We start from the raw sequence: 14,381 nt of genomic DNA, 5'->3' as shown, positions 1-14,381 counted from the left end.
GAAGTATCTTTGCTTCGCAAAGATTTCACTTCTCACTCGTTGGTCAGTTTTGAGAGCTCAAACTCTCAAAAACCGCAGTTTTCCGAAACTGCTTTGATCCTTGAAAACTGGATAACGAAACAACAAATGCGAATTAGAACATTCTTTTTTAGCTGAACTTGTGATCGTAGAGAACAAGTGAAGTGCTAACTGTAGAGCGAGGTATTTTGGAGGCAATCGATCCTTTGTGAGTCGGTTTCACCCTTGATTCATTTCAAATGAGAAACCGAGGAACAACAGAGCGTGTTGACCCAAAATTCGAGCGATTTGGTTAAGCTACTAAGAGCACACGGAGGATGCCTAGGCGCTAGGAGCCGAAGAAGGACGTGGCGAACAACGATAAGGCCTCGGGGAGCTGTAAGCAAGCTTTGATCCGGGGATGTCCGAATGGGGAAACCCGGCTGGTGTAATAGCCAGTCACTCGTAACTGAATACATAGGTTGCGAAGAGGCAGACCAGGGGAACTGAAACATCTAAGTACCTTGAGGAAGAGAAAACAAGTAGTGATTCCGTCAGTAGCGGCGAGCGAACGCGGAAGAGCCTAAACCAAGAGGCTTGCCTCTTGGGGTTGTGGGACGTCTCACATGGAGTTACAAAGGAATAGGGTAGGCGAAGAGGTCTGGAAAGGCCCGCTAGAAGAGGTAAAAGCCCTGTAACCGAAAGTCTGTTCCCTCCGAGACGGATCCCGAGTAGTGCGGGGCACGTGAAACCCCGTATGAATCTGCCAGGACCATCTGGTAAGGCTAAATACTCCCTAGTGACCGATAGCGAAGCAGTACCGTGAGGGAAAGGTGAAAAGCACCCCGGAAGGGGAGTGAAAGAGAACCTGAAACCGTGTGCTTACAAGAAGTCAGAGCCCTATGATATTTTCCTTCGGAAAAATCACGGGTGATGGCGTGCCTTTTGTAGAATGAACCGGCGAGTTACGTTCCCGTGCAAGGTTAAGGTGAGAAGCCGTAGCCGCAGCGAAAGCGAGTCTGAATAGGGCGAGTATAGTACGTGGGCGTAGACCCGAAACCGTGTGATCTACCCCTGTCCAGGGTGAAGGTGCGGTAACACGCACTGGAGGCCCGAACCCACGAACGTTGAAAAGTTCGGGGATGAGGTGGGGGTAGCGGAGAAATTCCAATCGAACTCGGAGATAGCTGGTTCTCCCCGAAATAGCTTTAGGGCTAGCCTCGGTGGTACAGTCGTGGAGGTAGAGCACTGATTGGGTGCGGGGCCCGCAAGGGTTACCAAGCTCAGTCAAACTCCGAATGCCATAGACTGATTAACCGGGAGTCAGACAGTGAGTGCTAAGATCCATTGTCAAAAGGGAAACAGCCCAGACCATCAGCTAAGGTCCCCAAGTGTGTGTTAAGTGGGAAAGGATGTGGAGTTGCCCAGACAACCAGGATGTTGGCTTAGAAGCAGCCACCATTTAAAGAGTGCGTAATAGCTCACTGGTCGAGTGACTCTGCGCCGAAAATGTAACGGGGCTAAACACACCACCGAAGCTATGGCTTGAATCGACTTCACTGCTTCTTTGAGGCGGTGAGGCACCGAGACATTTTTGCCGAAAGCAGCATCTGAAATAATTCAGAGGTTTCGGCCAAATGCTCCAGGGGCTAGACACATCACTTCGAAGCTGGAGTGAAGTCGATTCAGGGGTAGGGGAGCGTTGTGTATGCGTTGAAGGTGTACCGTAAGGAGCGCTGGAGAGTACACAAGTGAGAATGCCGGTATGAGTAACGAAAAGATCAGTGAGAATCTGATCCGCCGAAAGCCTAAGGGTTCCTGAGGAAGGTTCGTCCGCTCAGGGTAAGTCGGGACCTAAGGCGAGGCCGACAGGCGTAGTCGAAGGACAACAGGTGGAAATTCCTGTACCACCGTAAACCGTTATGAGCGAGTGGGGTGACGCAGCAGGGTAGTGACGCGGACTGATGGATGTCCGTCCAAGCAGTGAGAGGGTAGCATAGGCAAATCCGTGCTACATAACCTTGGGCTGTGATGGGGAGCGAAAATTGCAGTAGCGAAGGTCATGATCTCACACTGCCAAGAAAAGCCTCTAGCCAGGTGAAGGTGCCCGTACCGTAAACCGACACAGGTAGGCGAGAAGAGAATTCTAAGGCGCGCGGAAGAACTCTCGTTAAGGAACTCGGCAAAATGACCCCGTAACTTCGGGAGAAGGGGTGCCTCGGTAGGGTGAATAGCCCGAGGGGGCCGCAGTGAAAAGGCCCAAGCGACTGTTTAGCAAAAACACAGGTCTGTGCGAAGCCGCAAGGCGAAGTATACGGGCTGACGCCTGCCCGGTGCTGGAAGGTTAAGGGGAGTGGTTAGGGGTTAAACCCGAAGCTATGAACTGAAGCCCCAGTAAACGGCGGCCGTAACTATAACGGTCCTAAGGTAGCGAAATTCCTTGTCAGGTAAATTCTGACCCGCACGAATGGCGTAACGACTTGGGCGCTGTCTCAACGAGAGATCCGGTGAAATTTTAATACCTGTGAAGATGCAGGTTACCCGCGACAAGACGGAAAGACCCCATGGAGCTTTACTGCAGCTTGATATTGGACTTTGATACGATTTGTACAGGATAGGTGGGAGCCTAGGAAGAGGGAGCGCAAGCTTCCTTGGAGGCGCCGTTGGGATACCACCCTGATCGTATCGGAGTTCTAACCTGGTACCCTAAGCGGGTATGGGGACAGTGTCAGGTGGGCAGTTTGACTGGGGCGGTCGCCTCCTAAAGAGTAACGGAGGCGCCCCAAGGTTCCCTCAGAATGGTTGGAAATCATTCGAAGAGTGCAAAGGCAAAAGGGAGCTTGACTGCGAGACTGACAAGTCGAGCAGGGACGAAAGTCGGGCTTAGTGATCCGGTGGTACCGCATGGAAGGGCCATCGCTCAACGGATAAAAGCTACCCTGGGGATAACAGGCTTATCTCCCCCAAGAGTCCACATCGACGGGGAGGTTTGGCACCTCGATGTCGGCTCATCGCATCCTGGGGCTGAAGTAGGTCCCAAGGGTTGGGCTGTTCGCCCATTAAAGCGGTACGCGAGCTGGGTTCAGAACGTCGTGAGACAGTTCGGTCCCTATCTGTCGTGGGCGTAGGAAATTTGAGAGGAGCTGTCCTTAGTACGAGAGGACCGGGATGGACGCACCGCTGGTGCACCAGTTGTTCCGCCAGGAGCACAGCTGGGTAGCTAAGTGCGGAAGGGATAAGCGCTGAAAGCATCTAAGCGTGAAGCCCCCCTCAAGATGAGATTTCCCAGTATGTAAGACCCCTTGAAGACGACGAGGTAGATAGGCTGGGGGTGGAAGTGCAGCAATGCATGGAGCTGACCAGTACTAATCGGTCGAGGGCTTATCCAAAATGGACCCACCAAAGTGAAGATTGGCTTCGCAGCTGATTCCAAATCCTTTGCGGGGGCCCCGAGAACAACTAATTCGCAATTGATTGTTTCGTATCCAGTTTTCAGGTGATCAAACATCTGAACCGATTTTAAGCTGCATGTCCTTTCTAGGGTCTGATCTTTTGCTGAAGCGAAAGACGCGGAAGAGAAGCAGCGCAAAAATCATGTTTGGTGGCGATGGCGGAGGGGTTCCACACGTACCCATCCCGAACACGACCGTTAAGCCCTCCAGCGCCGATGGTACTTGGACCGCAGGGTCCTGGGAGAGTAGGACGCCGCCAAGCGAACTTACATAATATTCCCTGATAGCTCAGTTGGTAGAGCACTCGACTGTTAATCGAGTTGTCACAGGTTCGAGTCCTGTTCGGGGAGCCATATGCTCTCATAGCTCAGTAGGTAGAGTGCATCCATGGTAAGGATGAGGTCACCGGTTCGATCCCGGTTGAGAGCTCCATTTCATTTTATAAGGCCCGTTGGTCAAGGGGTTAAGACACCTCCCTTTCACGGAGGTAACAGGGGTTCGAATCCCCTACGGGTCACCATATTTTTCTCGGAGGCTTAGCTCAGCTGGGAGAGCATCTGCCTTACAAGCAGAGGGTCGGGGGTTCGATCCCCTCAGCCTCCACCATATTTTTAAATAAAAGTGGACAAGTTACATAGCTTTAATGTTGGGGATTAGCCAAGCGGTAAGGCAACGGACTTTGACTCCGTCATGCATAGGTTCGAATCCTATATCCCCAGCCATTTTGAGCCATTAGCTCAGTTGGTAGAGCACCTGACTTTTAATCAGGGTGTCGAAGGTTCGAGTCCTTCATGGCTCACTTTTATTTCCTCAAAACATGTTCTTGCGTAAAGCAAAGAGGGTGTTTTTTTGTTTTGTGCCCATTTATTCTGTAAGGGGGCAATAGAGGATAATAAACGGTGGTATGGATTTGTACATGAGAAGCCAAATTGCTGGGGAGGGACTGAGCTTTGTTAGGAGCTGCTCTTCTTCAAAGAAGGTATGAGAAGAGGCCGGAGGCGACATTCTGGCGCTCAGGGCCGCTCAGGACTCACAGGAGCCTGTTTGAAGCAGGTTGGATGCGTGGGCAATGTTTCAAGCTGATTATGGTATTTCTCTCTCGGCTTTGAGCGTAACAGGGAGGTAAATGGGAAGCCTTAAGTTGTTCCCAGCTTTGTTCAGAGCTATTTGATCCATGGGAAAGAGATGGAGTGGAATAAAGCTAGCGAGTAGAGTAGGGCAAGGTTTGTTTTATACTGGAAAATAATATAAATTTAAGGTTGTTAAATAGGGATTAATACAACCAGTAAGAATTTTTTAATTTTTTTGTGTGAAATACTTGACTCTAATTAACTTGGTATGGTAAGATCATTCTTGTCGCTAACGAGATAAGTTAAATGAAAAAACAACGAAATCGAAGTTAGTCAATAAGCCTTTAATGATAAATTAAGGCATCATGTGCGCGTGTGGCGGAATTGGCAGACGCACTAGACTTAGGATCTAGCGTCTTTGACGTGGGGGTTCAAGTCCCTCCACGCGCACCATATAAGCGGACGTGGCTCAGCGGTAGAGCATCGCCTTGCCAAGGCGAGGGTCGCGGGTTCGATTCCCGTCGTCCGCTCCATAATGTGCGCCCTTAGCTCAGCTGGATAGAGCGTTTGACTACGAATCAAAAGGTCAGGAGTTCGAATCTCTTAGGGCGCGCCATTTATGAACTTATTGTTTTTATCGGGATGTAGCTCAGCTTGGTAGAGCACCTGGTTTGGGACCAGGGGGTCGCATGTTCGAATCGTGTCATCCCGACCATTATAATGCGGGTGTAGTTCAATGGTAGAACTCCAGCCTTCCAAGCTGGTAGCGTGGGTTCGATTCCCATCACCCGCTCCATACATAAAGTCAAGCATCATCGTAGCCGATGATGCTTTTTGTTAAAACTACTGCGCTTTTTCCGGAAATCGCAGTTTCTTTATATCTTTTGTTTTTATCGCTTTGACGTTTTATCGTACGAAATTAAGAGGATTACAAAAAAATAAAGATTTTTGAATCTTGTTATTGTATGATGTTAACAATGTATGACATGTTTACTGATAATCTCTTATCGGAATACGGGAAACAGGAGGTACGAAAGAATGACTGAGCTTACGGTAACTGCAGGAAAAAACAATTCCAGCAACCTGCTGCGGCGGGATATTCGCTTTTTGGGCAATATTCTGGGAGAGGTCCTTGTCCACCAAGGAGGAAATGAACTCTTAGATATTGTCGAAAAGATACGTGAGGCGAGTAAATCGCTGCGGGCTTCATTTGTGCCGGAGACCCATGAGGAATTCAAAGAAATGATTAATGGGCTGGCACCGGATATTCGTCACCAGGTCATACGGGCGTTCGCAATTTATTTCCAGCTGGTGAACATTGCCGAGCAGAACCATCGCATTCGCAGAAAACGTGATTACGAGCGGGCGGTCGGCGAAACCATTCAGCCGGGTTCGATTGAGGCCTCGGTTATGGAGTTGAAGGAGCGCGGATTCTCTTGCGAGGAAGTGCAGGAGATTCTGGAGGGGATGTCGCTTGAGCTGGTGATGACGGCTCACCCTACCGAAGCGATGCGCCGGGCGATTCTGGATATTCACAAACGAATTGCCGAAGATGTAATGCAGCTCGATAATCCGACGTTAACCTTCCGGGAACGCGAACAGCTTCGCGAGAAACTCCTCAACGAGGTTATTACGCTTTGGCAGACCGATGAGCTGCGCGATCGCAAGCCGACGGTACTCGATGAAGTTCGCAACGGCATGTATTATTTCCATGAGACTTTGTTCCACGTCCTGCCTGATGTTTACCAGGAGATCGAACGTTGTCTGGGCAAATATTATCCGGAGCACAATTGGCATTTGCCGACTTTCCTGAAGTTTGGCTCCTGGATCGGCGGCGACCGCGACGGCAATCCTTCGGTTACAGCGGATGTAACATGGGAAACACTCAAGATGCAGCGCAAGCTGGCTGTACGCGAATATCAGCGTCTCCTGAGCAGCCTGTTCAAGCATTTGAGCTTCAGCACAACCATTGTCGATGTGAGTGATGAATTGAAATCCTCTATCCTGAAGGACAGCGGAACGGTTGAACTGAAGAAGACGCCATGCTGGACGAACGAAAAAGAGCCTTATCGCATTAAGCTGACTTATATGACGGAGAAGCTTCATAACGTGCTGGATGAGGCGCATAAAGGCCAGCCTGACCGTTATGCCGTACCTGAAGAGCTGATTGAGGATTTGAAAATTATCGACCGCAGCCTGCGCCATCATTACGCAGATTACGTTGCGGACACATATATTAAGAAACTTATCCGCCAGGTAGAGCTGTTTGGCTTCCATACCGCCAAGCTGGATATCCGTCAGCACAGTAAAGAACATGAGAATGCCATGGCGGAAATTTTGGCGAGCATGAATATTACGCCCGATTATGCAGGCCTGCCTGAACCGGAGAAGGTAAAGCTGCTTGAGGAGCTGCTCAACGATCCTCGGCCTCTTACGTCGCCTTATCAAGAGTACACCGAAAGCACGACGGAATGCCTGGAAGTGTACCGGACGGTTTATATCGCCCAGAAGGAATTTGGCAAAGGCTGTGTATCCAGTTATCTGATCAGTATGGCCGAGGCGACCAGCGACGTTCTGGAAGTCATGGTGTTCGCGAAGGAAGTGGGTCTGTTCCAGAAAGAGGATGACGGAACTGCAATTTGTACACTCCAGGCTGTTCCGCTCTTCGAAACGATTGACGACCTCCATAACGCACCAAGCATTATGCGGGAGCTCCTAAGCATTCCAGTCTATAGACAGTCCGTTGCGGCGATGAACGACCTGCAGGAGATTATGCTGGGCTATTCAGACAGCAACAAGGACGGCGGCGTAATCACCGCGAACTGGGAGCTGCGGGTGGCACTTAAAGAGATCACGGCTACGGCAAAAGAATTCGGCGTGAAGCTGAAATTCTTCCATGGCCGCGGAGGAGCGCTTGGCCGCGGGGGAATGCCCCTGAACCGCAGCATTATGGTGCAGCCGGCCGAAACCATAGGCGGTGGCATCAAAATTACAGAGCAGGGCGAGGTTATTTCCGAACGTTACGCCTTGCAGGGAATTGCGTACCGCAGCCTGGAGCAGGCGACGTCAGCCCTGATTATCTCCGCGATCCATGCCCGCGCTCCAAAGCCATGCGAGCTGAAGGAAACCCGCTGGGAAGCTATCGTGAAGGAAATGTCGGAAACGGCGCTGAAGAAATATCAGGATTTGATTTTCCGTGAACCGGATTTCTTGAGCTTCTTTAAGGAATCAACACCGCTTGGAGAAGTAGGCGAGCTGAATATCGGTTCCCGTCCATCCAAACGCAAGAATAGTGATCGCTTTGAAGATCTGCGGGCTATTCCTTGGGTGTTCGCCTGGACGCAAAGCCGGTATTTGCTTCCGGCCTGGTATGCGGCGGGCACTGGCCTGCAGCAGTTCTATCAAGGCAAGCCTGAGAATCTGAAGGTCATGCAGGATATGTATGAACACTTCCCGTTCTTCCGCTCTTTGATTGATACGCTGAAATTTGCGGTGGTGAAAGCGGACTTAAATATTGCACGGGAATATTCGAAGCTTTGTTCCAACGAAGAAATCAGAAGCCGGATATTCTCACAGATTGAAGAAGAATTTATTTTGACCAAAAATCTCATCCTGGCCATTACGTGCGAGCAGGAGCTGCTGGACAATCAGCCGACGCTCCAGGAGTCCGTCAGACAGCGTAATCCTTACGTAGATCCATTAAGCTACCTGCAGGTTCAACTGCTGAAGGAGCTGCGTCAGATCCGGGAGCAGGACGCGGACGACGCGGATTTGCTTCGTGAAGTGCTGCTGACGATTAACGGCATTGCCGCAGGCATGCGGAATACAGGCTGATCCTTTGAAGAAATGAGGGCGGGTGTACTTCGGTACACCCGTTCTTTTTTTTGAGAGTGGCAGGTGAAGGGAAAGTTTGTTAAAGCAGGGTTAGGATTATGCCTTGCATTTTGCAGGGGCATGAATTACGATTTGAATGGACTATTTGTTCGGACAAGCAGCGAAGCCCGGAGCGGGTTAATTCCGGAGACTCTTTGCTGTTTAAAGAGTAACGTTGTTGGAGAAGCAGCCGAAATCTGGGGGATAACGGATGGCAGAACTTACAGATGCAGGTTTGGTGAAGCTGGCCCGTAAAGGGAACCAGGATGCTTTTGCCGAGCTTGTGGAATTGTATAAGGATAAAGTGTTTCATTTGGCTTACCGGATGCTGAACAACCGGCATGAATCGGAGGATATCGTGCAGGAAACGTTCCTGCGCGTTTATAAGAATTGGGACAAGTATGACGAGAATCAGAAGTTCTCGACCTGGATGTACCGGATCGCAACGAACCTTTGCATAGACCGCTTGCGCAAAAGAAAACCCAATTTCTCGCTGGATGCCGAATTGAATGACCAGGACGGGACGGCGGATGGGTATTCGCTTATTCCCGGGGACAACCGGACGCCGGAAAGTGAATTTCTGATCAGTGAGACGCAGCAGATCATTCACCAGGCGATAGCTGGTCTGCCGGCGAAATATAAGACAATTATGATTCTTCGTTATTTGCAGGAGCTGTCGCTGCAGGAAATCGGGGATATTTTGGACATGCCTGTAACGACCGTCAAAACGAGGGTACACCGCGGCCGGGAGTTTCTCCGGAAACGGCTGGAGCATAAATTATTTTAAGCGTAGAAATAAAGTGAAACTCCTGTAAAGCTGAGCCGTATACAAAGAAGTACGAGTAGCTTTAAGGATGGTCACAAGTCGTTTATTACGTTTAAAAATAAAGGAATTTGCAAGGAAAGGAATGGCTCAAATGGAATGCAAACAGGCTGCCTCTTTGATGCATGATTATTTGGATAACGAACTGCCTGAGGAACAGGCGCTTGATTTGAAGAGTCATTTGGATAAATGTGTGTCCTGCAGGACCCGGCTCAAGGAGCTGGAGCAGACGGATATGCTGATGTTTGCGGCTGTGAAGCATTCGCTGCCCTCTGCACCCGATGATGTACTGAACCGTATAATGAGCAGCTTGCCCAAGAAACGCAGACAGCAGGCCTGGCTGGGGTGGGTGAAACGCCATCCGGCGCTGACGGCGGCCGCCATGTTTCTGCTCGTCATGCTGTTCAGCACATTGTCGATCTGGAAATCGGATGACCAGCTGGTCGTGAAAGGCCCTGATTTGGATAAAGTCCGCATTGAAGGCCATACGGTAATTGTGCCGGAAGGCACGGAGATTGCGGGCGATTTGACGGTGGAGAACGGCAATACCGAGGTCTATGGGGAAGTGAAGGGGAATTTGACCGTCATCGACGGCTCACTGTACCAGGCTTCTACGGCCAAAATAGCCGGTGACGCCAAAACCATCGATCAGGCGCTGGACTGGATCTGGTACAGGATAACGAATACGTTTACGGAAGTTGCCTACCGCTAAGCTGCCCGGCATAGAACTATAGCAAAATGGCGCCCCCTTGAATAAGGGATTTGGCGCCATTTTTTTTTTGCGAAGGAGAATGACAGAAGCTGGAATTGCAGAAAATAATGTGGTGAAAGCGCATTTAAACGGTTATTTTGGACGTGCGCTTGCAACTCGGACTTGATCGTTATAACCTAGAGTTTAAGGGGAATGAATATAGAGACCGCAGCATTGGGTTTTACATAACCTCGAAGAGGGATACCGGGGGCATGACAATGAACTATTTCCAGAACTTGACCTGGGCAGAATCCATTAAAGATCTTGTGGATGTACTGGCCGTTACTTATATTATTTATTATTTGATTCTGCTGGTTCGCGGAACACGGGCGATTCAGCTGCTGAAGGGTATTTTTGTGCTTGTTGTCATTTGGGCGCTGAGTACCTGGTTTGATCTGTATACCTTGAAATGGCTGATGAATCAGCTGTTTACTTTTGGTGTGCTGGCGGTGTTTATTATTTTCCAGCCGGAGCTGCGGCGGGGACTCGAGCAATTGGGGCGCGGCAAGCTGTTCAGCCGGATTTCGGCCGATGAAGAGGAGTTCAGCCGAACGGTTTCCCATATTATTAAGGCCGTTAACTATTTGTCCCGGCGCAAAATCGGTGCTTTGATCGTGTTCGAACGGGAGACGGGGCTGAATGAATATGTGGAATCCGGCATTCCGATGCAGTCGATGATCTCCTCTGAACTGCTGATTAACATCTTCATTCCGAATACTCCGCTGCATGACGGGGCCATTATCATTCAGGGCAACCGGATTACGGCGGCAGCCTGTTATTTGCCGCTTTCCGAGAATCCGTTCATCAGCAAGGAGCTGGGGACCCGCCACCGCGCAGCAATCGGCATCAGTGAGGTCGGGGATGCACTCGCGATTGTAGTGTCCGAGGAGACCGGCCAGATTTCGCTGGCGCTGGATGGACAGGTTGTCCGCGATATTAACGAGGAGTCGCTGATCTCCAAGCTGTATGCGGAGCTGAGTCCCAAGACGATGGAGACCCGCAAAACCCCTTTCTGGAGGAGAATGGGGGCTAACAAACATGAATAAGTGGATTAATAATAATAATTTCGCTAAAATCATTGCGCTTTGCATCAGTTTGATTCTATGGCTGATGGTTCATTTGGACAGCTCGGAATCCATTTCCGGGATTAACGATTCGGTGAGCACGCGGACCATCGATAATGTCAGAGTCCAGATCTACAATCTGGACGAGTCGAAATATGTGGTGTACGGGCTCGATCCGGAGCGCGTCACTCTGGAGGTCAGGGGGAAACGGACGAAGCTGACCTCGTTATTTTCCGAAGATGATTATAAGGTCAAGCTGGATTTGAACCATGTGACGCCAGGCTCCAGGACCCTGCCGCTCAAATGCGAGCTGCCGAACGGGGTGGAATGTGTGTCGATCACGCCATCGACGGCGCATATCACGATAGAAGCTAAGGCCTCCAAGGAGGTACAGGCTTCGGTCATAACTACAGGAGTGCCTGCAGAGGGTTATGAAATCGGGACGCCGGTGCTGAAAAATGACGGCAAAGTCAAGGTCACCCTGCCTTCCAGCGAAATCGAGGATTTGGGCAAAATTCAGGGCGTAGTTAACGTCACGGGGATTAACAGTGATATTACAGGGAAAAGCGTCAAGCTGATCGCCTATGACAAGGCTGGAGATGAAATGGAAGATGCGGAAATCTCGCCATCTTCCATTGACGTGGATGTGCCTGTCATCAAGCTGTATAAAAGCATTCCGATCGAACTGAAGTCGACAGGAAGCCTGCCGGCGGGGTATGCTCTTTCAGGAGTGACCAGCAGCGCCGAGCAGGTTGTGGTGTACGGTTCGAAGGATGCGCTGGACAAGATTAGCTCTTATCCGATTACGGTCGATTTGGGCAATTTCACCGGGGACGGCGACAGCAGCGAATATACAGTAAGCTTGACTCCTCCGGAGGGTTTTGAGAAAATCGAGCCTGGATCGCTGGAAATTACGATTAAAGCGACACCTTTTGAAAAAAAAAACACTAAATGATCTTCCGATTACGCTCCTTAACGTGGGCGGGAATTATACGGCCAAAATCATAAGCCCCCAGTCGGGAACCGTTAATGCCACGGTGGAAGGCAGCTCCGAGCGTATCGCTTCGCTTAAGGCCGAGGATCTGTCCTTCACGGCGGACGTTAGCGGTTATGGGGAAGGGACATTTAAAGTAAAGCTGGATGCCAAGCTCCCCCAGTATATTTATTTGCTGGATTCGGGGACGGACGGGACGGTTCAAGTGAAGATCACGGTCAAGGACAAGCCGGCGACGGTTGACCCGACTCCTTCTACAGGGGGCGGAGGCGAACCTCCTCCATCTACCGGTCATGATGCAGGTAGTCCGAGCACCAGCCCGGGAACGGAGGTGTCCAGCGGAACTGGAGCAGCCGATTCAGGGAATGAAGGCGGCGATCAGTCCGATAACTCGACAAATTCACCGTAACTGAAAATTAACGAAGACTCATACTATTATAGGGTGAGATGGAAAGTAAGAAGAGGAGTGTAGCTTGAATTATGGGGAAATATTTTGGTACTGATGGAGTCCGCGGGATTGCCAATAAAGAATTGACTGCAGAGCTGGCTTACCGTATAGGACGGTGCGGCGGCTATGTGCTGACTGGAGCGGCTTCAGGAACGGCTCATAAGCCTAAGGTAGTCATTGGCATGGATACCCGGATCTCGGGCGTTATGCTCGAATCGGCGCTTGTAGCTGGTCTGCTGTCGATTGGAGCAGACGTGATTCGTCTGGGGGTATTAACGACTCCAGCTGTGGCTTATTTGACGCGCGAACTTGGCGCCGATGCCGGGGTTATGATTTCGGCTTCCCACAACCCGGTTGAGGATAACGGAATTAAATTTTTCGGCAGTGACGGATTTAAGCTTTCGGATGAAACGGAGCTGGAAATTGAAGAGCTGCTCGATAAGGAGACCGATGAGCTTCCTCGTCCGGTAGGCGGGGACCTTGGCACGGTTGAGGCCGATTATGAGGCGAAGCTGAAATATTTGGAGCTTCTGAAGTCCACTATTTCCTCCAAGTCTTTCGAGGGCTTGAAGGTGGTGCTGGACTGTGCAAACGGTGCGGCTTACGAGCTTGCGCCGCGGTTGTTCCGCGAGCTGGGCGCTGATGTGACTACGATTGCGGCGGAACCAAACGGCCGAAACATTAACGACCACTGTGGTTCTACGCATCCGGAGAAGCTGAAAGAGGAAGTGGTACGTCTTGGGGCCGATCTGGGGCTTGCTTTTGACGGAGACGCGGATCGTCTGATCGCGATTGACGGCACTGGCGCTGAAGTGGACGGCGACCACATCCTGGCGATATGCGGGGATGCGCTGAACCGTGAGGGCAAGCTGGCTCAAAGCACGATCGTAACGACGGTAATGAGCAACATCGGGTTCTATAAAGCGACTGAGAAGCTGGGACTGAACAGCGTGAAGACGGCTGTAGGCGACCGATACGTGATGGCGGAAATGCGCCGGGGCGGCTACAACCTGGGCGGGGAGCAGTCCGGCCACGTGATTTTCCTGGATTACAGCACAACGGGAGACGGCATTCTGACAGCTATCCAGCTGGTGGATACGCTGCTTAAGTCCGGCAAGAAGCTGAGCGAACTGAAGACGCTGATGGTCCAGTATCCGCAAGTGCTCGTCAATGTACGCGTGCAGGATAAACGCAATTATGAAGGCAATACGGCGATTGCAGCTGCCATTGCCGAGGTTGAAGGCAAGCTCGGCGACAACGGCCGCGTGCTGGTGCGTCCATCCGGTACGGAGTCTTTGATCCGCGTCATGGCGGAAGGTCCGGATAAAGCGGAGCTGGAGCAGTTTGTAGCGGATATAGCCGCTGTCGTGCAGAAGGAGCTTGTGTAGATTCTGGTTAGGAAGGTCTGGAGCGGGCCGCTGGCTCGCTTACAGCCGTTTCTACCCGGCCGCTGGGGGCGGAAGTCGCGCGTTTCAGCGGTTATTTTTCGGGTAAATAAGCTGGAAATTGCAGGACAAAAGGGCAAAAAGAATTCGGGATCATTGCAAAATGACCGTCACATGCATATAATTAACCATATTCCAAACAGAAAGCGAGGATCGTGAGGTTACAACAGCAACATAAGCGCCAGAGCTTCCTGAACTCGCGCGGAGGGAATCGGTCACATATCGCCCGGAAAGTAAAGGAAAGGGAGACGAGTGTGGCAGGACCCATGGAGCGGGAAGCTGACGAGGTAGAGGTGTTCGAAACATTCGGCGGGGACCTCTCGGTTAAGCATCAAACCGTAAATCAGACAGCAAAAGGTACGGGTGACCGTTCTTACAAACTGTTGATGAGATGCAGCAATCTTAAACATTCTTAAATTTTAAATATAAAATTCATGAGTGCAAAGAGACGCGGATTACAGCTG

Annotated in this window: 7 protein-coding genes, 11 tRNA genes and 2 rRNA genes; all 20 read left to right on the top strand. The window is 50.8% G+C overall.

Annotated features, from left to right (window positions below):
* Nucleotides 1-308: 308 nt before the first annotated feature.
* The 20 genes from AWM70_RS16360 (at nt 309) to glmM (ending at nt 13,860) form a co-directional block, all read left to right on the top strand.
* A 23S ribosomal RNA gene (locus tag AWM70_RS16360) occupies nt 309-3,386 on the top strand.
* Between the two features lie 208 nt (nt 3,387-3,594).
* Nucleotides 3,595-3,711 (top strand): 5S ribosomal RNA (rrf, locus tag AWM70_RS16355).
* Nucleotides 3,712-3,726: 15 nt separating this feature from the next.
* Nucleotides 3,727-3,802 (top strand) — tRNA-Asn (locus tag AWM70_RS16350).
* A 3-nt stretch (nt 3,803-3,805) separates the two neighbouring features.
* A tRNA-Thr gene (locus AWM70_RS16345) sits at nt 3,806-3,881 on the top strand.
* Between the two features lie 13 nt (nt 3,882-3,894).
* Nucleotides 3,895-3,969: transfer RNA gene (locus tag AWM70_RS16340), tRNA-Glu, on the top strand.
* Nucleotides 3,970-3,979: 10 nt separating this feature from the next.
* A tRNA-Val gene (locus tag AWM70_RS16335) sits at nt 3,980-4,055 on the top strand.
* Nucleotides 4,056-4,096: 41 nt separating this feature from the next.
* Nucleotides 4,097-4,171: transfer RNA gene (locus AWM70_RS16330), tRNA-Gln, on the top strand.
* 4 nt (nt 4,172-4,175) lie between these two features.
* A tRNA-Lys gene (locus AWM70_RS16325) sits at nt 4,176-4,248 on the top strand.
* Between the two features lie 640 nt (nt 4,249-4,888).
* Nucleotides 4,889-4,972, top strand: a tRNA-Leu gene (locus AWM70_RS16320).
* 5 nt (nt 4,973-4,977) lie between these two features.
* Nucleotides 4,978-5,052: transfer RNA gene (locus AWM70_RS16315), tRNA-Gly, on the top strand.
* A 6-nt stretch (nt 5,053-5,058) separates the two neighbouring features.
* Nucleotides 5,059-5,135, top strand: a tRNA-Arg gene (locus AWM70_RS16310).
* A 22-nt stretch (nt 5,136-5,157) separates the two neighbouring features.
* Nucleotides 5,158-5,234: transfer RNA gene (locus tag AWM70_RS16305), tRNA-Pro, on the top strand.
* A gap of 7 nt (nt 5,235-5,241) precedes the next feature.
* A tRNA-Gly gene (locus AWM70_RS16300) sits at nt 5,242-5,315 on the top strand.
* Between the two features lie 242 nt (nt 5,316-5,557).
* On the top strand, nt 5,558-8,353 hold the full coding sequence (gene ppc, locus AWM70_RS16295) for a phosphoenolpyruvate carboxylase (RefSeq protein WP_068698166.1): 2,796 nt from the start codon (nt 5,558-5,560) through the stop codon (nt 8,351-8,353).
* A 250-nt stretch (nt 8,354-8,603) separates the two neighbouring features.
* The gene (gene sigW, locus AWM70_RS16290; RefSeq protein WP_068698164.1) at nt 8,604-9,179 is read left to right on the top strand and encodes an RNA polymerase sigma factor SigW; all 576 of its coding nucleotides are present in this window, start codon (nt 8,604-8,606) and stop codon (nt 9,177-9,179) included.
* A 130-nt stretch (nt 9,180-9,309) separates the two neighbouring features.
* Complete coding sequence (locus AWM70_RS16285; protein ID WP_068698162.1) at nt 9,310-9,927, top strand: zf-HC2 domain-containing protein; 618 nt, start codon at nt 9,310-9,312, stop codon at nt 9,925-9,927.
* Between the two features lie 257 nt (nt 9,928-10,184).
* Complete coding sequence (gene cdaA / locus AWM70_RS16280) at nt 10,185-11,012, top strand: diadenylate cyclase CdaA (RefSeq protein WP_068700775.1); 828 nt, start codon at nt 10,185-10,187, stop codon at nt 11,010-11,012.
* A complete protein-coding gene (locus AWM70_RS16275; protein WP_068698160.1) occupies nt 11,005-11,985 on the top strand; it encodes a CdaR family protein in 981 nt (326 codons plus the stop codon). The genes cdaA and AWM70_RS16275 overlap by 8 nt, the downstream gene beginning before the upstream one ends.
* Nucleotides 11,963-12,433 carry a CdaR family protein gene (locus AWM70_RS16270; RefSeq protein ID WP_068698159.1) on the top strand — a complete coding sequence of 157 codons (471 nt, stop codon included), beginning with the start codon at nt 11,963-11,965 and terminating at the stop codon, nt 12,431-12,433. The genes AWM70_RS16275 and AWM70_RS16270 overlap by 23 nt, the downstream gene beginning before the upstream one ends.
* 71 nt (nt 12,434-12,504) lie before the next feature.
* A complete protein-coding gene (glmM, locus tag AWM70_RS16265) occupies nt 12,505-13,860 on the top strand; it encodes a phosphoglucosamine mutase (RefSeq protein WP_068698157.1) in 1,356 nt (451 codons plus the stop codon).
* Nucleotides 13,861-14,381 lie beyond the last annotated feature (521 nt).

This window comes from Paenibacillus yonginensis (genome assembly GCF_001685395.1).
Lineage (GTDB): Bacteria > Bacillota > Bacilli > Paenibacillales > Paenibacillaceae > Fontibacillus > Fontibacillus yonginensis.
Note: the sequence above shows the minus strand (reverse complement) of the source record. Positions and strands in the feature narration are given on the sequence as shown.

Bases quoted from the DNA above. Each gene is read 5' to 3' on its own strand.
- ppc (WP_068698166.1), top strand. From the start codon at position 5,558: ATGACTGAGCTTACGGTAACTGCAGGAAAAAACAATTCCAGCAACCTG.
- sigW (WP_068698164.1), top strand. From the start codon at position 8,604: ATGGCAGAACTTACAGATGCAGGTTTGGTGAAGCTGGCCCGTAAAGGG.
- AWM70_RS16285 (WP_068698162.1), top strand. From the start codon at position 9,310: ATGGAATGCAAACAGGCTGCCTCTTTGATGCATGATTATTTGGATAAC.
- cdaA (WP_068700775.1), top strand. From the start codon at position 10,185: ATGAACTATTTCCAGAACTTGACCTGGGCAGAATCCATTAAAGATCTT.
- AWM70_RS16275 (WP_068698160.1), top strand. From the start codon at position 11,005: ATGAATAAGTGGATTAATAATAATAATTTCGCTAAAATCATTGCGCTT.
- glmM (WP_068698157.1), top strand. From the start codon at position 12,505: ATGGGGAAATATTTTGGTACTGATGGAGTCCGCGGGATTGCCAATAAA.